The sequence below is a fragment of the Pseudomonas sp. R4-34-07 genome, from assembly GCF_003852375.1.
Classification (GTDB): domain Bacteria; phylum Pseudomonadota; class Gammaproteobacteria; order Pseudomonadales; family Pseudomonadaceae; genus Aquipseudomonas.
Genome location: NZ_CP027760.1, coordinates 3,561,067 through 3,582,146, shown reverse-complemented (window position 1 = coordinate 3,582,146; position 21,080 = coordinate 3,561,067). Strand labels below are relative to the sequence as shown.

The following is a 21,080-nucleotide window of genomic DNA, read 5'->3' as shown; positions in this document are numbered from 1 at the left end:
AAAAGGACGCGATTCTAGCAGGCCTGGGCCCGCAAGGCTAAAGAGAAGGACGGATCAATTCCAGGCTGTGACGCTGGCCGGCCAGATAATCATCGATACAGCGGATGATCAGCTCGCTGCGCCAGTCGTCGCGCAGTTCCATCAGTTCGTCACGGGTCAGCCAGCGGGCGCGCAGGATGCCTTCGTCGAGTTGGTACTCCGGGTGGTGTTTCAGGGCCTTGGCGATGAAGCAGACCCGTTGATAGGTCACGCCATTGCTCGGGGCTGTGTACAGGTAGATGCCGACGATGCCGGTGGCTTCGACGTCCCAGCCGGTCTCCTCGAGGGTTTCACGCACCGCGGCTTCGGTCAGGCTTTCGTTCGGGTCGAGATGGCCGGCCGGCTGGTTGAGCACAGCGCGACCGCCCTTGAGTTCCTCGACCATCAGGAAACGGCCATTGTCTTCGACGATCGTGGCGACAGTGATGTGGGGGAGCCAGGTCATGAAAGCCTCTCGATTCAGGATACAACGCGCTCTTCAAGCAGAATTGCGGTCAGTGTGGGAGGGGGCTTGCTCCCGCTAGCGGTATGTCAGCCAGTACATTGGCGGCTGACACGCCGCGATCGGGGCAAGCCCCCTCCCACATTTGGATTCGGTTTCTTCAGAGCTGATGCATAAGCAATCTACATGATACATCTGACATTTTATGATTTTACCGATTTCAGCGCATGGCGCAGCTTATCTCTCCAGGACTATCAGTTTGGAGAGTGTCATGAACCCGGTTGCTCATAAACGCTACCAAGTGCGCCTCACATCGCCGCTGCCCATAACCTTCATTCTGCTGTGGAGTTCCGGCTACATCGGCGGTGCGTTCGGTGTGCGTTATGGCGAGCCCTTCACCATGACGTTCTATCGATTTGCCTTGGCTGCCCTCGTGTTCCTGGGGGTGGCGCTCGTCATCAAGGCGCAGTGGCCCCGGCGGCTTACGCCTTACCTTCATGCGGCGGCAGTCGGCCTGCTTTTGCAAGCCCTGCAATTCGGCGGTCTCTACACCGGGATAAGTCAGGGCGTCCCAGCTGGGCAGGCGGCGTTGATCGTCGGGCTGATGCCGGTGTTCGTCGTGATCGGTGCCTATTTCTGCTTGGGTGAACAATTGAGTTGGCGCGATCTGCCGGGTTCGATCCTGGGTGTTGGCGGCGTGGCCATCGTCGTGGCCAGCAGTTTTTTTGGCTCCGAGGCGTCAGTTGGCGGTTACGGCGCGGTGGGCTTAGCGCTATTGGGTATCACGCTTGGCACGCTCTATCAGAAGCGTTTTCTTGGCGGGGTGAATCTATGGGTGGGTTGTTTCATACAGATGGTTACCGCGTCACTGGTCATGTTGCTGTTGGCATATACCACCGAAACCATGCAGGTGACTGAGTGGGCTCCGTTCGCAGCATCGGTAGCCTGGATCACGCTGATGAACTCCGTGGGTGCGCTGACGCTGCTCTATTTGATGATTCGGCGCGGGGAGGCGAGCAAAGCGACGAACTTGTTTCATGTGATTCCAGCGGTCACGCAGATTATGGCGTCGTTGGTGTTGGGTGAGGTGCCGGGTGTGATTGCGATTGTGGGATTTGTTGTTTCAGGAATGGGGGTTTATTGGATGAATCATGCGCGTGCCAGGTAGGCGGCCTTGACAGCCATAGCAGGCGCCTTGCACTAATGGCGCGGAATATTTACTCACGCGCATGGGTGTGTCATGAGAGTCAATCTTGATATCCAGTCGCTGCGCAGTTTCCTCAAAGTCGCGGAGCTGGGCAGTTTCACACGGGCCGCGCAGGCGTTGAGCCTGACCCAGCCGGCAATCAGCCAGCAGGTTCGACGACTTGAGGATTTGCTGGGTGTCGAGCTTTTTGCCCGCGACAACCGTCAGGTGTTGCTCACCCTTGAAGGGGAGCGCCTGACCGGCTATGCCCAGCAGATGGTCAACGTTAACGACAAGGTGGGGAGCCTGTTTGATGTCAGCCGCACTCAAGAGTCCGTGACGCTGGGTATGCCCGAATATTTCAGCGAGGAAATCCTGCAGCGCGTTATTCCTGCTGTGGCGCTCGAGTTGCCTTCAGTGCGAATTGTGGTCAAGGTCGCGCGTTCCATGCTGCTCTCGGAGGTGTTCAGTGAAGGAAGAATCGATATTGGCCTGATGATCGATGAGTTGCCAAAAGTTGCCGGCGTGCCTTTGCATGCACTTTCATTGGCGTGGCTGGGTGGCGAGCGTGCGGTAGCCCCCCTGGAAGGCCAGGAAATTTCGCTGGCCTTGTTCAAGGCACCCTGCATCTTCAGGAGCCTGGCGATTCGGCGCTTAGAGGAGAGTGGGATCAGGTGGCGCTGTGTGTATGAGTCTGAAGACTTGATGTCGTTGCGTTCAGCTGTCCAGGCAGGCGTCGGCGTGACGCTTTTGCCCTGGTTTGCCCAAGTGCCGGGCTTGAAAAACGTCGAAGCGCTCGCGCATTTGCCCGCGCTGCCGGGGTTTGGCGTCGAACTCAAGCAGAGGTCGGGCTGGGGGCCTTGGTACGCGTCGCAATTGCTGGCGATTATCGAGGCTGCGTGGCGCGAGGAATACGGCGTTGCATAAGCCCTGAAAACACAAACCCCGGCACATGGCCGGGGTGTGTGATGCATCCTTACAACCTTACTTCAACTTGGCAATCGCCGCATTCAGCGTATTGCTTGGGCGCATGGCCTTGCTGGTCAGCTCCGGGTTCGGCGCGTAGTAGCCGCCGATGTCCACTGGCTTGCCCTGTACGGCGTTGAGCTCGGCAACGATGGTTGCTTCGTTCGCGGCCAGGGTCTTGGCCAGTTCGCCGAACTGCGCTTGCAGTGCCGTGTCTTCGGTCTGGGCGGCCAGGGCCTGGGCCCAGTACAGTGCCAGGTAGAAGTGGCTGCCGCGGTTGTCGATGTTGCCGACTTTGCGCGATGGCGACTTGTTGTTGTCGAGGAACTGGCCGGTGGCCTGGTCCAGGGTCTTGGACAGGACCAGGGCTTTCGGGTTGTTGTACGTCACGCCCAGGTGCTCGAGGGACGCGGCCAGGGCCAGGAACTCGCCCAGGGAATCCCAGCGCAGGAAGTTTTCTTCCAGCAGCTGCTGCACGTGTTTCGGTGCCGAACCGCCGGCGCCGGTTTCGAACAGGCCGCCGCCGTTCATCAGCGGCACGATCGACAGCATCTTGGCGCTGGTGCCCAGCTCCATGATCGGGAACAGGTCGGTCAGATAGTCGCGCAGTACGTTACCGGTCACCGAGATGGTGTCCAGGCCCTTGCGGGTGCGTTCCAGGGTGAACTTCATCGCGTCGACCGGGGCCATGATGCGGATGTCCAGGCCTTCGGTGTTGTGGTCTTTCAGGTAGGCCTGAACTTTCTCGACCACCACGCCATCGTGAGCGCGCTGAGGGTCCAGCCAGAAGATGGCCGGGGTGTTGCTGGCGCGGGCACGGTTGACGGCGAGCTTGACCCAGTCCTGGATCGGCGCGTCTTTGGTCTGGCACATGCGGAAGATATCGCCGGCTTCGACGATCTGTTCCATCAGCAGGTTGCCCTTGCTGTCGGTGACGCGGACTACGCCGTCAGCCTTGATCTGGAAGGTCTTGTCGTGGGAGCCGTACTCTTCGGCTTTCTTCGCCATCAGGCCAACGTTTGGCACGCTGCCCATGGTGGTGGGATCGAAGGCGCCATTGGCCTTGCAGTCTTCGATGACCGCCTGGTAGATGGTGGCGTAGCAGCGATCCGGGATCACGGCCTTGGTGTCGTGCAGTTGGCCGTCGGTGCCCCACATTTTGCCGGAGTCACGGATCATGGCTGGCATCGAGGCGTCGACGATCACGTCGCTCGGCACGTGCAGGTTGGTGATGCCTTTGTCGGAGTTGACCATCGCCAGCGAAGGGCGAGCGGCATAGACCGCCTGGATGTCCGCTTCGATCTGCGCTTGTTGCTCGGCAGGCAGGGCCTTGATGCGCGCGTACAGGTCGCCGATGCCGTTGTTCAGGTTGAAGCCGATCTGCTCCAGCACGGTCGCGTGCTTGGCCAGGGCGTCTTTATAGAATTCGGCAACGATCTGGCCGAACATGATCGGGTCGGAGACCTTCATCATGGTCGCTTTCAGGTGAACCGACAGCAGCACGCCTTGCTTCTTGGCGTCTTCGATCTCGGCGGCGATGAACGCGCGCAGGGCTTTCTTGCTCAGTACGGCGGTGTCGATGATCTCGCCAGCCTGTACCGAGGTCTTTTCTTTCAGGACGGTGGCGGTGCCGTCTTGAGCGATCAGCTCGATTTTGACAGCGTCAGCGGTTTCGATCTGTACGGCTTTTTCGCTGCCGTAGAAGTCGCCATTGCTCATGTGGGCAATGTGCGACTTGGAGTCGGCAGACCAGGCGCCCATCTTGTGGGGGTGCTTGCGTGCGTAGTTCTTGACCGACAGCGGTGCGCGGCGGTCGGAGTTGCCTTCGCGCAGGACCGGGTTCACGGCGCTGCCCTTGACCTTGTCGTAACGGGCACGGGTTTCTTTTTCCGCGTCGGTAGTTACGGTTTCCGGGTAGTCCGGCAGGGCGTAGCCCTGGGCCTGCAGTTCCTTGATCGCGGCTTGCAGCTGCGGGGTCGAGGCGCTGATGTTAGGCAGCTTGATGATGTTGGCTTCAGGCGTAACGGCCAGGTCGCCCAGTTCGGCGAGGTGGTCCGGGATAGCCTTGTCGCCCAGTTGCTCGGGGAAGCTTGCGAGGATGCGCCCGGCGAGGGAAATATCGCGGGTTTCCACGGCAATATCAGCGGAAGCGGTGAAGGCCTCTACGATAGGCAGCAGTGAATAGGTGGCGAGGGCTGGGGCTTCGTCGGTGAAGGTGTAGATGATCTTCGAGCGGGTGGGCATATTCGGATTAACTCTCTTCTTTGCTGAAAGCGTGCGCAGAAACTCGAGATGCGCCGGGTGGAGCGCGTTCGTTCAAAGTCATCCATGAGCGAAATGTCGAGGTTTCTTCGCGGTGATGTTGGGTTGCATCAGTCGAGCGTCAAGCGTTTGGACTATTGTAATAGTCCTGCTTTCTGGCTGAAGGCTACTGTCTAGAGCGGTCAACCGTCGTGACTCTTTGGTCAGCGGCGGCATTATACATAGGTCGCTATGCTTACGCTGAGCCTTCATACAAAAGGTGGGTCGTCCATTGGTCTAAAGGTCGCAGGCAGCGCCTGTGCGGCTAAAGTCGCACGGGGTGCTCAAGATTGGCGATTTTGCCTTTGCTTTCAGGCTTGTAGGCGACAATTTATGCTGTTTTCGATGCAAATGAGCATGGCGCAAGGTTTCAGTCGCCATTTATCTGGAGTAGGCTCGAACGCAGCCAGATGTTCAATCCATAGATGGAGTTCAGCATGGGATACAAGAAGATTCAGGTTCCGGCAGTCGGCGACAAAATCACCGTCAATGCAGACCATTCTCTCAATGTTCCTGACCAACCGATCATCCCCTATATCGAAGGTGACGGTATTGGCGTCGACATCAGCCCGGTGATGATCAAGGTGGTCGACGCAGCTGTTGAAAAGGCCTACGGCGGCAAGCGCAAAATCTCGTGGATGGAGGTGTACGCCGGCGAGAAGGCCACCCAAGTCTACGACCAGGACACCTGGCTGCCTCAGGAAACCCTGGATGCGGTCAAGGATTACGTGGTGTCCATCAAGGGCCCGCTGACCACCCCGGTCGGCGGCGGCATCCGTTCGCTGAACGTGGCCCTGCGCCAGCAACTCGACCTCTATGTATGCCTGCGCCCGGTGCGCTGGTTCGAAGGCGTGCCCAGCCCGGTCAAGAAGCCGGGGGATGTGGACATGACCATCTTCCGTGAGAACTCCGAGGATATTTACGCCGGCATCGAGTGGAAGGCCGGTTCGCCTGAGGCGATCAAGGTGATCAAGTTCCTCAAGGAGGAGATGGGCGTTACCAAGATCCGCTTCGACCAGGATTGCGGCATTGGTATCAAGCCGGTATCGCTGGAAGGCACCAAGCGCCTGGCGCGCAAGGCCCTGCAATATGTGGTGGATAACGACCGCGACTCGCTGACCATTGTCCACAAAGGCAACATCATGAAGTTCACCGAAGGTGCCTTCAAGGAATGGGCCTACGAAGTGGCGGCCGAGGAGTTCGGCGCGACCCTGCTCGATGGCGGGCCGTGGATGCAGTTCAAGAACCCGAAGACCGGCAAGAACGTAGTGGTCAAGGATGCGATTGCCGATGCGATGCTCCAGCAAATCCTGCTGCGTCCGGCTGAATATGACGTGATTGCGACACTTAACCTGAACGGCGATTACCTGTCTGACGCCCTGGCGGCAGAAGTGGGCGGCATCGGTATCGCGCCGGGGGCCAACCTGTCCGATACCGTGGCCATGTTCGAAGCTACCCACGGCACGGCACCGAAGTACGCGGGCAAGGATCAGGTCAACCCGGGCTCATTGATTCTGTCGGCGGAAATGATGCTGCGGCATATGGGCTGGGTAGAGGCGGCTGATTTGATCATCAAGGGCACCAACGGTGCGATTTCGGCCAAGACCGTGACCTATGACTTTGAACGCCTGATGGAAGGGGCGACATTGGTGTCGTCGTCAGGCTTTGGTGAGGCGTTGATCAAGCATATGTAAGCAGGTGCATGAAAACCGGCCATCCGATGACTGGAGTGGCCGGTTTCTTTGCCCGACGGGGAATCAGGCAGTTTCTTTTTTTTCTGCTTGAGTGGCCAGTGCCACAGACGCTTCGGTTGCAGGGCTCATGGACGCAAAAACGCCCTCGGCTTGCTTTCCTTTCCGTCCTTCAACAATTTTTTCGAACTGTACTGACTGGCCCGCTTTCAGCGTTTTATACCCATCCATTTTTATCTGCGAGAAATGCACGAAAATATCTTCTTCGTAGCCTTCTACCCTAAGGAACCCGAATCCTTTGGCGTTGTTGAACCAGCTGACCTTACCACTAGTCATTCCCTTATCCCTCTGCACCAGACTCCATCACTGGAGTATCATCCCGTTTATCCGTCCTAACCCGAATAAATAAGGTTGACTGCGCGGACCTTTTTTACCCACTGTGGGCTCTATTGGTTGTAACACCGATTTGCCGATAGTCAAGGCGACCGAAGGGTCAGAGTTGAAATTCTGACAGCTCGCCCCCACCACTGTATTTGAACCACTGACGAACCTTTCTTTCCATGCATGCAAATAGCCAGATTCGACTAACATTCAATCAGGATCGCCCGGATCAGGAACATGACGACGACGGTTCTGCAGGCATTGCTGTTCAGGAGGCCAAGCCTGCTTTACAGGCGCCGCCGATGTACAAGGTGGTTTTGTTCAATGATGACTACACACCGATGGATTTCGTGGTCGAAGTGCTCGAGGTGTTTTTTAACCTGAACCGCGAGTTGGCGACCAAGGTAATGCTGGCCGTTCACACAGAAGGACGGGCAGTATGTGGAGTGTTTACCCGCGACATCGCCGAGACAAAGGCCATGCAGGTCAACCAGTACGCCAGGGACAGCCAGCATCCGCTACTCTGTGAAATCGAGAAGGACGGTTAACGCCGACCACTTGGGTATGAGGTGAAGCTATGTTAAACCGCGAGCTCGAAGTCACCCTCAATCTTGCCTTCAAGGAGGCTCGTTCGAAGCGTCATGAATTCATGACCGTCGAACACCTGCTGCTGGCACTTTTGGATAACGAAGCTGCCGCCACCGTTCTACGTGCGTGCGGCGCCAACCTCGACAAACTCAAGCATGACCTGCAGGAGTTTATCGACTCCACCACGCCACTGATCCCCGTGCATGACGAGGACCGTGAGACCCAGCCGACCCTGGGCTTCCAGCGGGTATTGCAGCGTGCAGTATTCCACGTACAGAGCTCCGGTAAGCGTGAAGTCACGGGCGCCAATGTGCTGGTGGCGATTTTCAGCGAACAGGAAAGCCAGGCCGTATTTCTGCTCAAGCAGCAGAGCGTTGCCCGTATTGATGTCGTCAACTACATCGCCCACGGTATCTCCAAGGTGCCGGGGCACGGCGATCATTCCGAGGGTGAGCAGGATATGCAGGACGACGAGGGCGGTGAGTCTTCTTCTTCAAGCAATCCGCTGGATGCCTATGCCAGCAATCTCAATGAGTTGGCGCGCCAGGGGCGGATCGATCCGCTGGTGGGGCGTGAGCTCGAGGTTGAACGTGTAGCGCAGATCCTCGCGCGCCGTCGCAAGAACAACCCGTTGCTGGTGGGTGAAGCGGGCGTGGGGAAAACCGCGATCGCCGAGGGCCTGGCCAAGCGTATCGTCGACAATCAGGTGCCGGACCTGCTGGCCAACAGCGTCGTCTACTCCCTGGACCTGGGCGCGCTGCTCGCCGGGACCAAGTACCGTGGTGATTTCGAGAAGCGCTTCAAGGCGCTGCTCGGCGAGCTGAAAAAACGCCCGCAGGCGATTCTGTTCATCGACGAAATCCACACCATCATTGGTGCCGGCGCCGCGTCCGGCGGGGTGATGGACGCGTCCAACCTGCTCAAGCCGCTGCTGTCGTCGGGTGATATCCGCTGCATTGGCTCGACCACGTTCCAGGAATTCCGCGGGATCTTCGAAAAAGACCGTGCCCTGGCGCGTCGTTTCCAGAAAGTCGACGTGTCCGAGCCCTCGGTTGAAGACACCATCGGCATCCTGCGCGGGCTCAAGGGCCGGTTTGAAGCGCATCATGGCATCGAGTACACCGATGAGGCCTTGCGTGCGGCGGCTGAGCTGGCGTCGCGCTACATCAATGACCGGCACATGCCGGACAAGGCGATCGATGTGATCGACGAGGCGGGGGCCTACCAGCGCCTGCAGCCGGTCGAGAAACGTGTGAAGCGCATCGACGTGCCTCAGGTCGAGGACATCGTGGCGAAGATCGCGCGTATTCCGCCTAAACACGTCAACAGCTCCGATAAAGAGCTGCTGCGTAACCTGGAACGTGACCTCAAGCTGACCGTGTTTGGCCAGGACGCGGCCATCGATGCGTTGTCCACCGCGATCAAGCTGTCGCGAGCGGGCCTCAAGTCGCCGGACAAGCCCGTGGGTTCGTTCCTGTTCGCCGGCCCCACCGGTGTCGGCAAAACCGAGGCGGCGCGCCAATTGGCCAAAGCCATGGGGATCGAGCTGGTGCGCTTCGACATGTCCGAATACATGGAGCGACACACCGTCTCGCGCCTGATCGGTGCGCCACCGGGTTATGTCGGCTTCGACCAGGGCGGCCTGCTGACCGAGGCGATCACCAAGCAGCCGCATTGCGTATTGCTGCTCGATGAAATCGAGAAGGCGCATCCGGAAGTCTTCAACCTGCTGTTGCAGGTGATGGACCACGGCACCCTGACCGACAACAACGGGCGCAAGGCGGATTTCCGCAACGTGATCGTGATCATGACCACCAACGCCGGCGCTGAAACCGCTGCGCGGGCGTCGATCGGCTTTACGCATCAGGATCACTCCTCCGATGCGATGGAAGTGATCAAGAAGAGCTTCACGCCGGAGTTCCGCAACCGCCTGGACACCATTATCCAATTTGGTCGCCTCAGCCATGAGGTCATCAAAAGCGTGGTGGACAAGTTCCTCACCGAGCTTCAGGCGCAGTTGGAAGACAAGCGCGTGCAACTGGATGTGACGGAGGCAGCGCGCAGCTGGATTGCGGAAGGCGGCTACGACGCGGCAATGGGCGCTCGCCCGATGGCGCGTCTGATCCAGGACAAGATCAAGCGGCCGTTGGCCGAAGAGATCCTGTTCGGCGAGCTTTCCGACCATGGTGGCGTGGTGCATATCGATCTGAAGGACGGCGAACTGACCTTCGACTTCGAAACCACCGCTGAAATGGCCTGACCGTTCCTGCAATAACACAAAGGCGCCGAAAGGCGCCTTTTTGCTGGAATGCCATTACCAAAACGATGTGTTTCCAATGTGGGAGGGGGCTTGCTCCCGATAGCGGTATATCAGTCACCCATCTACTGGCTGAACCACCGCTATCGGGGGCAAGCCCTCTCCCACATTTGGTCATTGATGGCCCAAAAAATCCCACGCACACAAAAACGCCCGGCAGAACCGGGCGTTTTGTATTGACTTGCTTAGCGAGCGCGGTAAGTGATGCGCCCTTTGCTCAAGTCATAGGGCGTCAGCTCGACGCGCACTTTGTCACCGGTAAGAATACGAATGTAGTTCTTGCGCATCTTGCCGGAGATATGCGCGGTTACGACGTGCCCATTTTCCAACTCCACACGAAACATGGTGTTGGGCAGGGTGTCGACGACAGTGCCTTCCATTTCGAAGCTGTCTTCTTTCGACATGCAGTAAAGCCCTCGGTATCCAGTGAATGGCCCGGTGCAACTGCGCCAGGCAAAAGCGGCGTGCATTGTGCCCGAAAAAGGGTGTTCAAGCCAAGGGGTTCTAGTTAAGCGTTACCCATCTTTGATTAATCAGCAGTTCAATGGGCCGATATTGGGTCTTGTAGTTCATCTTTTTGCAGTTCTTGATCCAGTATCCAAGGTACACCGCCTCCAGTTCCAGGCGCAGTGCTTCACCTATCTGCCAGAGAATGGCAAAGCGTCCCAGGCTGCGGCGCTCTTCGGCGGGTTCATAGAAGGTGTACACCGCCGACAGGCCGTTGGGCAGCAAGTCGGTGACCGCCACCGCCAGTAGCCGTCCGTCGAGGCGGAATTCGTAGAAGCGCGAAAAAGGCAGGTCGCGCACCAGGAAGGTGGAAAACTGATCGCGGCTGGGCGGGAACATATCGCCGTCGGCGTGGCGCTGTTCGATATAGCGTTGATAAAGATCGAAATATTCTTCGCTGTACTGCGGTTTGACCGCGTTTACCGTCAGGTCGGCGTTGCGCTTGAGAATGCGCTTCTGGTTGCGATCCGGCACAAATTGCGCCACCGGAATCCGCGCCGGCACGCAAGCGTTGCAATTTTGGCAGTGAGGCCGGTACAGGTGATCGCCGCTGCGCCGAAAGCCCATCTCCGACAGGTCGGCGTACACATGCACGTCCATCGGTTGGCTGGGATCGAGGAACAGCGTAGTGGCCTGCTCGTCGGGCAGATAGCTGCAAGAGTGGGCTTGAGTGGCATAGAACTTCAAGCGCGCCAGCTCGGTCATGATCAACCCTCGGGATAAGCTTTGAAATAAGTGTAAGCCAGGTACGCGAATGGCGCCTAAGAAACCCACGGCCCAGAGCTGGGCACGTCCAGATGATTGCGCAGCCACTGCGCGAACTCACTGCGCGGTATGGCGCGTGCGCCCAGGCTGTGCAGGTGGTCGTTGGGCATCTGGCAGTCAATCAGCACAAAGCCCCAGGCCTGCAATTGCCGGGTCAGCGTGGCGAAGCCGAATTTGGAGGCGTTGTCGGCGCGGCTGAACATGGATTCGCCAAAAAACAACTGGCCCATCGCCAGGCCGTACAGGCCTCCGACCAGCTCCCCCTGGTCCCACACCTCTACCGAGTGGGCGTAACCACGCTGATGCAGCTCCAGGTAGGCGCTCTGGATGCCTTGCGTGATCCAGGTGCCATCGGCATAGGCGCGTGGCGCCGCACAGCCCTGAATAACCGCAGCGAAGTCCTGGTCGAAGGTCACGCTATAGCGCTGCTGGCGCAATAATTTGCCGAGGCTGCGCGAGACGTGCAGCTCGTCGGGGAATATCACTGTGCGTGGGTCCGGCGACCACCAGAGAATCGGCTGGCCTTCGGAGAACCAGGGGAAGCAGCCGTGACGATAGGCCTGGATCAACCGTTCGGCTGACAGGTCGCCGCCGGCGGCAAGCAGGCCGTTGGGTTCGCGCATGGCCTTGGCCAGTGGCGGAAAGGTGAGGGTGTCGCGTTGTAACCAGGTCAGCATGGCATCCAGGCTTACGGAAGGGGAGGGGAGTGGCAGGTTATTGGGCGCCTGCCCCAAGCGGTGATTATTGTCGACACAGCGCTACGGGGCCAGCCCGAATAGGTTTTCGGCGCGGATTAGCGTGTAAGGGTGTTTCTGCAACTCTGTGCATAAGGCGCGGTCGTAATCGGGTCTGGCCAGTGCAGGCACTTTGCCAAGCTTGTCTGGTTTGCTAAATACAGCGCATAAGCCTTTGTCAGCAAAGACAATGCATGCTCAAATTGAACAGGCTGCAACACCTGGAGGGTTCACGCTGCAGGGTGATGGGCAAGTGCGTGGCATCGCGCACGCAAACCCGTACAATGCGGCGATCGTGGCGTTATCGCCATTTCGCCGATGCGTTACGCAGTGTTAAAAGTAGATTCAGCAACATTCGTCATTTTTCAGCTGCTCGGGACAGGGCAGCCGTGTGCAGTCATTCAACAGATGGACGCGCTAAAAGGCGCAGGAAAAGACCCGTTTTGAAGAAATCCGCCGCAACACCCAAAGCAGCAGTCGTGCCGGCCTGGCGTCAGCACCTGCATTACCGACTCAAGGAAGGTGCGCTGATCGCTATCGGCGCGCTGTGCCTGTTCCTGATGATGGCCTTGCTCACCTATGGCAAGGACGATCCTGGCTGGAGCCATAACAGCAAAATCGACGACGTGCAGAATTTCGGTGGCCCCGTGGGTTCCTACAGCGCCGATATCCTGTTCATGATTCTCGGTTATTTCGCGTACATCTTCCCGCTGCTGCTGGCGATCAAGACTTGGCAGATCTTCCGCCAGCGGCATGAGCCGTGGCAGTGGAGCGGCTGGCTGTTCTCCTGGCGCCTGATCGGGCTGGTGTTCCTGGTGTTGTCCGGCGCCGCCCTGGCGCATATCCATTTCCACGCGCCCACCGGTTTGCCGGCGGGTGCGGGCGGGGCGCTAGGCGAAAGCCTGGGTGACCTGGCGCGCCGTACCCTGAATATCCAGGGCAGCACCCTGATGTTCATCGCGCTGTTTCTGTTCGGCCTTACGGTGTTCACCGACCTGTCTTGGTTCAAAGTGATGGACGTGACCGGCAAGATCACCCTCGATCTGTTCGAGTTGTTCCAGGGTGCCGCCAACCGCTGGTGGGCGGCGCGTGTCGAGCGCAAGCAAATGGTTGCGCAGCTGCGCGAAGTGGACACCCGCGTCAACGAAGTGGTGGCTCCCAGCACGCCGGACCGCCGCGAGCAGGCCAAGGTCAAGGAGCGCCTGATCGAGCGCGAGCAGGCCCTGAGCAAGCACATGTCGGACCGCGAGAAGCAGGTGCCGCCGGTGATCGCTCCCGCGCCGCCCAAGGCGCCCGAGCCAAGCCATCGCGTGCAGAAAGAGAAACAGGCTCCGCTGTTCATCGACAGCGCGGTCGAAGGCACCTTGCCGCCGATCTCGATTCTCGACCCGGCGGAAAAGAAACAGCTCAACTACTCGCCCGAATCCCTGGCGGCCGTCGGCCACCTGCTGGAAATCAAGCTCAAGGAATTCGGGGTCGAAGTGTCGGTAGACTCGATTCACCCAGGCCCGGTGATTACCCGTTACGAAATCCAGCCGGCGGCGGGCGTCAAGGTCAGCCGTATTTCCAACCTGGCCAAAGACCTGGCCCGTTCCCTGGCCGTGACCAGCGTGCGCGTGGTGGAAGTGATTCCCGGCAAAACCACCGTGGGCATCGAGATTCCCAACGAAGACCGCCAGATCGTGCGGTTCTCCGAGGTGCTGTCGACCCCGGAATATGACAATTTCAAATCGCCGGTCACCTTGGCCCTCGGCCATGACATCGGCGGCAAGCCGGTGATCACCGACCTGGCGAAAATGCCGCACCTGCTGGTGGCCGGTACCACCGGTTCCGGTAAGTCGGTGGGCGTGAACGCAATGATCCTGTCGATCCTGTTCAAATCCGGCCCGGACGACGCCAAGCTGATCATGATCGACCCGAAGATGTTGGAATTGTCGATCTATGAAGGCATCCCGCACCTGCTGTGCCCGGTGGTCACCGACATGAAGGACGCCGCCAACGCCCTGCGCTGGAGCGTCGCCGAGATGGAGCGTCGCTACAAGCTGATGGCGAAGATGGGCGTGCGTAACCTGTCTGGCTTCAATGCCAAGGTCAAGGAAGCCCAGGACGCCGGCACACCGCTGACCGATCCGCTGTACAAGCGCGAAAACATTCACGACGAAGCGCCGCTGCTGACCAAGTTGCCGACCATCGTGGTGGTGGTCGACGAATTCGCCGACATGATGATGATCGTCGGCAAGAAGGTCGAAGAACTGATCGCGCGTATTGCCCAGAAGGCCCGTGCGGCCGGGATCCACTTGATCCTCGCAACCCAGCGGCCGTCGGTGGATGTGATCACCGGCCTGATCAAGGCCAACATCCCCACGCGCATGGCGTTCCAGGTGTCGAGCAAGATCGACTCGCGGACCATCATCGACCAGGGCGGCGCCGAGCAACTGCTGGGCCACGGTGACATGCTCTACATGCCGCCCGGCACCAGCCTGCCGATTCGTGTGCACGGTGCCTTCGTGTCCGACGATGAAGTGCATCGCGTGGTGGAAGCCTGGAAACTGCGTGGCGCACCTGAATATAACGACGAGATCCTTGCCGGCGTTGAAGAGGCCGGTAGCGGCTTCGACGGCGGCAGCGGCGGTGGCGACGATGACGCCGAAACCGACGCGCTGTACGACGAGGCCGTGGCGTTCGTGCTGGAAAGCCGTCGCGCCTCGATTTCTGCGGTGCAACGCAAGCTGAAGATTGGCTACAACCGCGCAGCCCGCATGATCGAAGCCATGGAAAACGCTGGCGTCGTCACCGCAATGAACACCAACGGCTCGCGTGAAATCATTGCCCCCGGGCAGATGCGCGACTGATCCCGCGCCGCGTGGCAGCACGCGGCGCGCCCTGATTACTCAATGAGGATTCCCATGCGCATTATCCGCATGCTGTTGTTGCCGGTACTGGCCCTGACCGCCGCTTCGGCTCACGCTGACCCGGCTTCGGTGGCCAGCCTGAAGAACCTGCTGGACAAATCCCAGACCCTGACCGCGCGCTTTTCCCAGCTGACCCTCGACGCGGGCGGCACACAGTTGCAGGAAACCGCAGGTGAAATGGCCGTGCAGCGTCCTGGCCTGTTCTACTGGCATACCGAAGGCAAGGCCGAACAGACCATCGTTTCCGATGGCCAGAAAGTCACGCTGTGGGACCCGGACCTGGAGCAGGCGACCATCAAGAAGCTCGACCCACGGTTGAACCAGACGCCAGCGCTGCTGCTGTCGGGCGATGTATCGAAGATCAATGACAGTTTCGATATCACCTCCAAGCAAACCAGCAACGTGATCGAATTCACCCTCAAGCCCAAATCCAAGGACACGCTGTTTGACAGCCTGCAACTGTCGTTCGGCAACGGCGTGATCAATAACATGCGCCTGATCGACAGCGTCGGCCAGCGCACCGATATCCTGTTCTCCGGGGTCAAGGCCAACCAGCCGGTGCCCGCCTCCAAGTTCAAGTTCGACATCCCCAAGGGTGCCGACGTGATCCAGGAATAAACTCCCCCAGAGGTTTCAAACGCTGCCCATGGATCTGTTTCGAAGTGACCCGATTGCCCAGCCTCTGGCCGCGCGCCTGCGCTCGACCAACCTGGACGAGTACGTCGGTCAGGAACACCTGCTCGCTCGCGGCAAGCCCCTGCGTGAAGCCCTGGAGCAGGGTGCGCTGCACTCGATGATTTTCTGGGGGCCGCCGGGAGTGGGTAAAACCACCCTGGCGCGGCTGCTGGCCAAGGTCTCGGATGCGCACTTCGAAACGGTCTCCGCCGTGCTGGCCGGGGTCAAGGAGATCCGCCAGGCGGTGGAAATCGCCAAGCAGCAGGCCGGGCAATACGGCAAGCGCACCATCCTGTTCGTCGACGAAGTGCATCGGTTCAACAAGTCCCAGCAGGATGCGTTCCTGCCGTACGTCGAAGACGGCACGCTGATCTTTATCGGCGCCACCACCGAGAACCCTTCGTTCGAATTGAATAACGCGCTGCTCTCGCGGGCGCGCGTCTACGTGCTCAAGAGCCTGGACGAGGCGGCGATGCAGAAGCTGTTGCAGCGCGCCTTGAACGAAGACAAGGGGCTTGGCAAGCGCCAGCTGAGCGTCAGTGAAGAGGGCTTCAAGATCCTGCTCACCGCCGCCGATGGTGATGGCCGGCGGTTTCTCAACCTGCTGGAGAACGCCTCGGACCTTGCCGAAGATGGCGGCGAGATTGGCGTCGACCTGCTGCAAAGCCTGCTGGGTGACACACGTCGGCGTTTCGATAAGGGCGGCGAAGCGTTCTATGACCAGATATCGGCGCTGCACAAATCCGTCCGTGGCTCCAACCCGGACGGTGCGCTGTACTGGTTTGCGCGCATGATCGACGGCGGCTGCGATCCGTTGTACCTGGCACGCCGCGTGGTGCGCATGGCCAGCGAAGACATCGGCAATGCCGACCCGCGCGCCCTGAGCCTGTGCCTGGCCGCCTGGGACGTGCAGGAGCGCCTCGGCAGCCCGGAAGGCGAGCTGGCGGTGGCCCAGGCCATTACTTACCTGGCGTGCGCGCCCAAGAGCAACGCGGTGTACATGGGCTTCAAGTCGGCGATGCGCGCGGCGGCCGAACACGGTTCGCTCGAAGTGCCGATGCACTTGCGCAACGCACCGACCAAATTGATGAAACAACTGGGTTACGGTGATGAGTACCGCTATGCCCATGATGAGCCGGACGCTTACGCGGCCGGTGAGGACTACTTTCCCGATGAGCTGGAACCGTTGCCGCTCTATCAGCCGGTGCCCCGTGGCCTGGAGCTGAAGATCGGTGAGAAGCTCAATCACCTGGCCGCACTCGATCGTTTAAGTCCCAGGCAGCGGAGAAAATCATGATTCCTTTAGTGGTCGCCGTCTCGGCGGGCGGTATCGCGGGTACACTGCTGCGCTTTGCGACGGGTAACTGGATCAACGCGAATTGGCCCAAGCACTTCTATACCGCGACGCTGGCCGTTAATATCGTGGGCTGCCTGTTGATCGGTGTTTTATACGGCCTGTTCCTGGTGCGTCCCGAAGTACCGATTGAGGTGCGCGCCGGACTGATGGTTGGCTTCCTTGGCGGCCTGACGACCTTTTCATCATTTTCACTGGATACCGTACGCCTGCTGGAAAGCGGGCAAGTGCTGCTGGCGATTGGCTATGCAGCTATCAGCGTATTCGGCGGGCTGCTCGCCACCTGGGCCGGCCTGTCCTTGACCAAACTTTGATAAACGAGAGACCGACATGCTCGATTCCAAACTGTTACGTAGCAACCTTCAGGACGTAGCGGACCGCCTGGCATCCCGTGGCTTTGCCTTGGATGTTGCGCGCATCGAAGCGCTGGAAGAACAGCGCAAGACCGTCCAGACCCGCACCGAAGCACTGCAGGCTGAGCGGAATGCGCGTTCCAAGTCCATCGGTCAGGCCAAGCAGCGCGGCGAAGACATCGCGCCGTTGATGGCGGACGTCGAGCGCATGGGTACCGAGCTGTCCGACGGCAAAGCCGAGCTGGACAAGATCCAGTCCGAGCTGGATTCGATCCTGCTGGGCATCCCCAACCTGCCCCACGAATCCGTGCCGATTGGCGCGGACGAAGACGGCAACGTTGAAGTGCGCCGCTGGGGTACGCCAAAAGCCTTCGATTTTGAAATCAAGGACCACGTCGCCCTGGGCGAATTGACCGGCGGCCTGGATTTCGAAACCGCCGCGAAAATGTCCGGCGCGCGTTTCGCCCTGTTGCGTGGCCCGATTGCGCGCATGCATCGTGCCCTGGCGCAGTTCATGATCAACCTGCACACCGCCGAGCACGGTTACGAAGAGGCCTACACCCCGTACCTGGTGCAGGCGCCGGCGTTGATGGGCACCAGCCAGTTGCCGAAATTCGAGGAAGACCTGTTCAAGATCAGCCGCGACGGTGAAGCCGACTTGTATCTGATCCCGACCGCGGAAGTGTCGCTGACCAATATCGTCGCCGGAGAAATCCTCGATGCCAAGCAACTGCCGTTGAAATTCGTCGCCCACAGCCCGTGCTTTCGCAGTGAAGCCGGCGCCTCGGGGCGCGACACCCGTGGCATGATCCGCCAGCACCAGTTCGACAAGGTCGAGATGGTCCAGGTGGTCGAGCCGTCCAAATCGATGGAAGCGTTGGAAGGCCTGACGGCCAACGCCGAGCGCGTCCTGCAGTTGCTGGAGCTGCCGTATCGCGTGCTGGCGTTGTGCACCGGTGACATGGGTTTCAGCGCCGTGAAGACCTACGACCTCGAAGTGTGGGTGCCGAGCCAGGACAAGTACCGCGAGATTTCGTCGTGCTCCAACTGCGGCGATTTCCAGGCCCGACGCATGCAGGCGCGTTTCCGCAACCCGGAAACCGGCAAGCCGGAACTGGTGCACACCCTCAACGGTTCGGGCCTGGCAGTAGGCCGTACGCTGGTGGCAGTGCTGGAAAACTACCAGCAGGCCGACGGTTCGATTCGTGTGCCTGAGGTGCTCAAGCCCTACATGGCGGGCGTCGAGGTCATCGGCTAAATGGAATTTCTGCCGCTGTTTCATAACCTGCGCGGCAGTCGTGTGCTGGTCGTCGGCGGCGGGGAGATTGCCTTGCGCAAATCCCGGCTGCTGGCCGATGCCGGGGCGTTGCTGCGGGTGGTTGCTCCCCAGATCGAAGACCAGTTGCGTGAACTGGTGCTGGGCAGTGGCGGGGACCTGATGTTGCGCGGTTATCAGGAGACGGACCTCGACGGTTGCGTGCTGATCATCGCGGCCACCGACGACGAGCCACTGAACGCGCAAGTGTCCAGTGATGCCAAGCGGCGCTGTGTACCGGTCAATGTGGTGGATGCGCCGGCCCTGTGCAGCGTGATCTTCCCGGCGATCGTCGACCGTTCGCCATTGGTGATCGCGGTGTCCAGCGGCGGCGATGCGCCGGTACTGGCGCGCTTGATCCGGGCCAAGCTGGAAACCTGGATTCCGTCCACCTATGGCCAGTTGGCCGGGTTGGCGGCGCGTTTTCGTGCCCAGGTCAAAGGTTTGTACCCGGATGTGCAGCAGCGACGGGCGTTCTGGGAAGAAGTGTTCCAGGGCCCGATTGCCGACCGGCAACTGGCCGGGCAGGGCGATGAGGCTGAGCGCCTGTTGATCGAGAAGGTCAATGGCGCGCCGCCTTACGCGCCGGGTGAGGTGTACCTGGTGGGAGCAGGCCCGGGCGACCCGGACCTGCTGACCTTCCGCGCCTTGCGCCTGATGCAGCAAGCCGACGTGGTGTTGTATGACCGGTTGGTGGCACCGGCGATCCTGGAACTGTGCCGCCGGGATGCCGAGCGCGTGTACGTCGGCAAGCGTCGCGCCGACCATGCCGTGCCGCAGGACCAGATCAACCAGCAACTGGTGGACCTGGCCAAGCAAGGCAAGCGCGTGCTGCGCCTCAAGGGCGGCGATCCGTTCATTTTCGGGCGTGGCGGTGAAGAGATAGAGGAATTGGCGGCCCATGGCATCCCGTTCCAGGTGGTACCGGGGATCACGGCAGCCAGTGGTTGCGCGGCGTATGCGGGCATTCCGCTGACGCACCGTGACTACGCGCAGTCGGTGCGGTTTATCACCGGCCACTTGAAGAATGGCACCTCGGACCTGCCCTGGCAGGACCTGGTGGGACCGTCACAGACCCTGGTGTTCTACATGGGCTTGATTGGCTTGCCGATTATCTGCGAGCAATTGATCAAGCACGGGCGCGCGGCGGATACGCCGGCGGCGTTGATTCAGCAGGGCACCACCGCCAACCAGCGCGTATTCACCGGCACCCTGGCCGACTTGCCGCGCATGGTGGCGGAGCATGAAGTGCATGCGCCGACGCTGGTGATTGTGGGTGAGGTGGTGGTGTTGCGCGAGAAGCTTAAGTGGTTTGAGGGCGCCCAGGCCCAGGTCTGAGACCAATTGATCGTTCCCACGCTCTGCGTGGGAATGCCACCTTGGACGCTCCGCGTCACGCGGTACAGCTCAATGTGGACAAGTGACGCAGAGCGTCACGGGGTGCATTCCCACGCAGAGCGTGGGAACGATCAGTGTGGGAGGGGGCTTGCCCCCGAAGAGGCCATCAGCTTCAGCTCATCATCCGGATCAGCTCCACACACCTTTGCCATTCAACCGCTTCCGATCATGCCCAACATCAAACCGCTGCAGCGGCCCCTTCGGCACAATCCCCGTCGGATTGATGGTGCGGTGGCTGGCGTAGTAATGCCCCTTGATGTGCTCAAAATCCACCGTCTCGGCCACCCCCGGCCACTGATACATTTCCCGCAACCAATTCGACAGATTTGAATAATCGGCAATCCGCCGCAGGTTGCATTTGAAGTGGCTGTAATACACCGCATCAAAACGAATCAGCGTGGTGAAGAGCCGCACATCCGCCTCGGTCAGGTACTCGCCGGCCAGGTAGCGATGCTCGCCCAGGTGCTGTTCCAAATGGTCCAGCTCGGCAAACACGTCATCGAACGCACCTTCATAGGCCTGCTGCGAGGTGGCGAACCCCGCGCGGTACACGCCGTTGTTCACGGCCGGGTAGATGCGTTCGTTCAGCGCATCGATGGTCGGGCGCAGTGCGTCGGGATAGAAATCCAGGGTATTACCGGTCAGCTCATCAAATGCGCTATTGAACATGCGGATGATTTCCGCCGACTCATTGCTGACGATGCGTTTGAGCTTTTTGTCCCATAACACCGGCACCGTGACACGCCCGGTGTAGTCAGCGGTATCAGCGGTGTAGCGCTGGTGCATGAAGTCGAAACCGTCGAGCGCATCGCCGCTGGAGCCGTGGGCTTTGTCAAAGGTCCAGCCGTTTTCCAGCATCAGCCAACTGACCACCGAGACGTCGATCAGGCTTTCCAGGCCCTTGAGCTTGCGCAGGATCAAGGTGCGGTGGGCCCAGGGGCAGGCCAGAGAGACGTAGAGGTGATAGCGACCCGCCTCGGCCTTGAAGCCGCCTTCGCCACTCGGGCCGGGCTGGCCGTCGGCGGTCACCCAGTGGCGGCGTTGCGCCTGTTCACGCTGGAACGCGCCGTCTGCGCTACTTTCGTACCATTGGTCTTTCCAGTGTCCTTCGATCAGCAAACCCATGACTGGCTCCTTGGCTATTAAGCGTTGGAGC

General features: G+C 59.9%; 18 protein-coding genes. 11 read left to right on the top strand and 7 right to left on the bottom strand.

Translation table 11 applies throughout. The features are described 5' to 3' along the window. Positions 1-37 precede the first annotated feature (37 nt). Positions 38-484 (bottom strand): NUDIX hydrolase, encoded by a 447-nt coding sequence (locus tag C4J85_RS16475; RefSeq protein WP_124410232.1) that lies wholly within the window; start codon positions 482-484, stop codon positions 38-40. A 268-nt stretch (positions 485-752) separates the two neighbouring features. Between C4J85_RS16475 and C4J85_RS16470 the strand changes: the two genes are divergently transcribed. Beyond that, positions 753-1,649, top strand: a complete 897-nt coding sequence (locus C4J85_RS16470; RefSeq protein ID WP_124410231.1) for a DMT family transporter — start codon at positions 753-755, stop codon at positions 1,647-1,649. A gap of 72 nt (positions 1,650-1,721) precedes the next feature. Continuing rightward, positions 1,722-2,594 carry a LysR family transcriptional regulator gene (locus tag C4J85_RS16465; RefSeq protein ID WP_124410230.1) on the top strand — a complete coding sequence of 291 codons (873 nt, stop codon included), beginning with the start codon at positions 1,722-1,724 and terminating at the stop codon, positions 2,592-2,594. A gap of 57 nt (positions 2,595-2,651) precedes the next feature. Here C4J85_RS16465 and C4J85_RS16460 read toward each other — a convergent pair whose 3' ends face one another. Then, entirely contained in the window at positions 2,652-4,877 is a 2,226-nt protein-coding gene (locus C4J85_RS16460; protein ID WP_124367411.1) for an NADP-dependent isocitrate dehydrogenase, read from the bottom strand. Positions 4,878-5,371: 494 nt separating this feature from the next. Between C4J85_RS16460 and icd the strand changes: the two genes are divergently transcribed. Then, complete coding sequence (icd, locus tag C4J85_RS16455; RefSeq protein WP_124367410.1) at positions 5,372-6,628, top strand: NADP-dependent isocitrate dehydrogenase; 1,257 nt, start codon at positions 5,372-5,374, stop codon at positions 6,626-6,628. Between the two features lie 63 nt (positions 6,629-6,691). On the opposite strand, the gene C4J85_RS16450 is transcribed toward icd, so the two are convergent. Continuing rightward, positions 6,692-6,961, bottom strand: coding sequence for a cold shock domain-containing protein (locus tag C4J85_RS16450; RefSeq protein WP_124367409.1), 270 nt, complete (start codon positions 6,959-6,961; stop codon positions 6,692-6,694). 224 nt (positions 6,962-7,185) lie between these two features. Between C4J85_RS16450 and clpS the strand changes: the two genes are divergently transcribed. Together clpS and clpA are read left to right on the top strand one after the other, a co-directional pair. Then, positions 7,186-7,554 carry an ATP-dependent Clp protease adapter ClpS gene (gene clpS / locus C4J85_RS16445; RefSeq protein ID WP_124363288.1) on the top strand — a complete coding sequence of 123 codons (369 nt, stop codon included), beginning with the start codon at positions 7,186-7,188 and terminating at the stop codon, positions 7,552-7,554. Between the two features lie 29 nt (positions 7,555-7,583). Next, positions 7,584-9,854 (top strand): ATP-dependent Clp protease ATP-binding subunit ClpA, encoded by a 2,271-nt coding sequence (gene clpA / locus C4J85_RS16440; protein WP_124367408.1) that lies wholly within the window; start codon positions 7,584-7,586, stop codon positions 9,852-9,854. A 242-nt stretch (positions 9,855-10,096) separates the two neighbouring features. On the opposite strand, the gene infA is transcribed toward clpA, so the two are convergent. The 3 genes from infA to aat form a co-directional block, all read right to left on the bottom strand. Continuing rightward, positions 10,097-10,315, bottom strand: a complete 219-nt coding sequence (gene infA / locus C4J85_RS16435; RefSeq protein WP_002553999.1) for a translation initiation factor IF-1 — start codon at positions 10,313-10,315, stop codon at positions 10,097-10,099. Between the two features lie 100 nt (positions 10,316-10,415). Next, positions 10,416-11,123, bottom strand: a complete 708-nt coding sequence (locus C4J85_RS16430) for an arginyltransferase (protein ID WP_124363286.1) — start codon at positions 11,121-11,123, stop codon at positions 10,416-10,418. A 56-nt stretch (positions 11,124-11,179) separates the two neighbouring features. Continuing rightward, positions 11,180-11,860 carry a leucyl/phenylalanyl-tRNA--protein transferase gene (aat, locus tag C4J85_RS16425; RefSeq protein ID WP_124410229.1) on the bottom strand — a complete coding sequence of 227 codons (681 nt, stop codon included), beginning with the start codon at positions 11,858-11,860 and terminating at the stop codon, positions 11,180-11,182. Between the two features lie 500 nt (positions 11,861-12,360). On the opposite strand from aat, the gene C4J85_RS16420 reads away from it, so the two are divergent. The 6 genes from C4J85_RS16420 to cysG are packed head-to-tail and all read left to right on the top strand — an operon-like array spanning position 12,361 to position 19,864. After that, positions 12,361-14,769, top strand: coding sequence for a DNA translocase FtsK (locus C4J85_RS16420; RefSeq protein WP_124363284.1), 2,409 nt, complete (start codon positions 12,361-12,363; stop codon positions 14,767-14,769). 54 nt (positions 14,770-14,823) lie between these two features. Further along, positions 14,824-15,447 (top strand): outer membrane lipoprotein chaperone LolA, encoded by a 624-nt coding sequence (gene lolA / locus C4J85_RS16415; protein WP_124363283.1) that lies wholly within the window; start codon positions 14,824-14,826, stop codon positions 15,445-15,447. 28 nt (positions 15,448-15,475) lie between these two features. Beyond that, positions 15,476-16,801, top strand: coding sequence for a replication-associated recombination protein A (locus C4J85_RS16410; protein WP_124410228.1), 1,326 nt, complete (start codon positions 15,476-15,478; stop codon positions 16,799-16,801). After that, complete coding sequence (crcB, locus tag C4J85_RS16405; RefSeq protein WP_124363281.1) at positions 16,798-17,172, top strand: fluoride efflux transporter CrcB; 375 nt, start codon at positions 16,798-16,800, stop codon at positions 17,170-17,172. The genes C4J85_RS16410 and crcB overlap by 4 nt, the downstream gene beginning before the upstream one ends. A 16-nt stretch (positions 17,173-17,188) precedes the next feature. Then, positions 17,189-18,469, top strand: a complete 1,281-nt coding sequence (serS, locus tag C4J85_RS16400) for a serine--tRNA ligase (RefSeq protein WP_124410227.1) — start codon at positions 17,189-17,191, stop codon at positions 18,467-18,469. Further along, a complete protein-coding gene (gene cysG, locus C4J85_RS16395) occupies positions 18,470-19,864 on the top strand; it encodes a siroheme synthase CysG (protein ID WP_124367403.1) in 1,395 nt (464 codons plus the stop codon). It abuts the gene before it with no gap. Between the two features lie 189 nt (positions 19,865-20,053). Here the strand turns inward: cysG and C4J85_RS16390 are convergent, their stop codons facing one another. Next, positions 20,054-21,049, bottom strand: coding sequence for a glutathione S-transferase family protein (locus C4J85_RS16390; protein ID WP_124410226.1), 996 nt, complete (start codon positions 21,047-21,049; stop codon positions 20,054-20,056). Positions 21,050-21,080: the final 31 nt, after the last annotated feature.

Coding starts and splice junctions, on each gene's coding strand:
- C4J85_RS16475 (WP_124410232.1), bottom strand. CDS start 484: ATGACCTGGCTCCCCCACATCACTGTCGCCACGATCGTCGAAGACAAT.
- C4J85_RS16470 (WP_124410231.1), top strand. CDS start 753: ATGAACCCGGTTGCTCATAAACGCTACCAAGTGCGCCTCACATCGCCG.
- C4J85_RS16465 (WP_124410230.1), top strand. CDS start 1,722: ATGAGAGTCAATCTTGATATCCAGTCGCTGCGCAGTTTCCTCAAAGTC.
- C4J85_RS16460 (WP_124367411.1), bottom strand. CDS start 4,877: ATGCCCACCCGCTCGAAGATCATCTACACCTTCACCGACGAAGCCCCA.
- icd (WP_124367410.1), top strand. CDS start 5,372: ATGGGATACAAGAAGATTCAGGTTCCGGCAGTCGGCGACAAAATCACC.
- C4J85_RS16450 (WP_124367409.1), bottom strand. CDS start 6,961: ATGACTAGTGGTAAGGTCAGCTGGTTCAACAACGCCAAAGGATTCGGG.
- clpS (WP_124363288.1), top strand. CDS start 7,186: ATGCATGCAAATAGCCAGATTCGACTAACATTCAATCAGGATCGCCCG.
- clpA (WP_124367408.1), top strand. CDS start 7,584: ATGTTAAACCGCGAGCTCGAAGTCACCCTCAATCTTGCCTTCAAGGAG.
- infA (WP_002553999.1), bottom strand. CDS start 10,315: ATGTCGAAAGAAGACAGCTTCGAAATGGAAGGCACTGTCGTCGACACC.
- C4J85_RS16430 (WP_124363286.1), bottom strand. CDS start 11,123: ATGACCGAGCTGGCGCGCTTGAAGTTCTATGCCACTCAAGCCCACTCT.
- aat (WP_124410229.1), bottom strand. CDS start 11,860: ATGCTGACCTGGTTACAACGCGACACCCTCACCTTTCCGCCACTGGCC.
- lolA (WP_124363283.1), top strand. CDS start 14,824: ATGCGCATTATCCGCATGCTGTTGTTGCCGGTACTGGCCCTGACCGCC.
- C4J85_RS16410 (WP_124410228.1), top strand. CDS start 15,476: ATGGATCTGTTTCGAAGTGACCCGATTGCCCAGCCTCTGGCCGCGCGC.
- crcB (WP_124363281.1), top strand. CDS start 16,798: ATGATTCCTTTAGTGGTCGCCGTCTCGGCGGGCGGTATCGCGGGTACA.
- serS (WP_124410227.1), top strand. CDS start 17,189: ATGCTCGATTCCAAACTGTTACGTAGCAACCTTCAGGACGTAGCGGAC.
- cysG (WP_124367403.1), top strand. CDS start 18,470: ATGGAATTTCTGCCGCTGTTTCATAACCTGCGCGGCAGTCGTGTGCTG.
- C4J85_RS16390 (WP_124410226.1), bottom strand. CDS start 21,049: ATGGGTTTGCTGATCGAAGGACACTGGAAAGACCAATGGTACGAAAGT.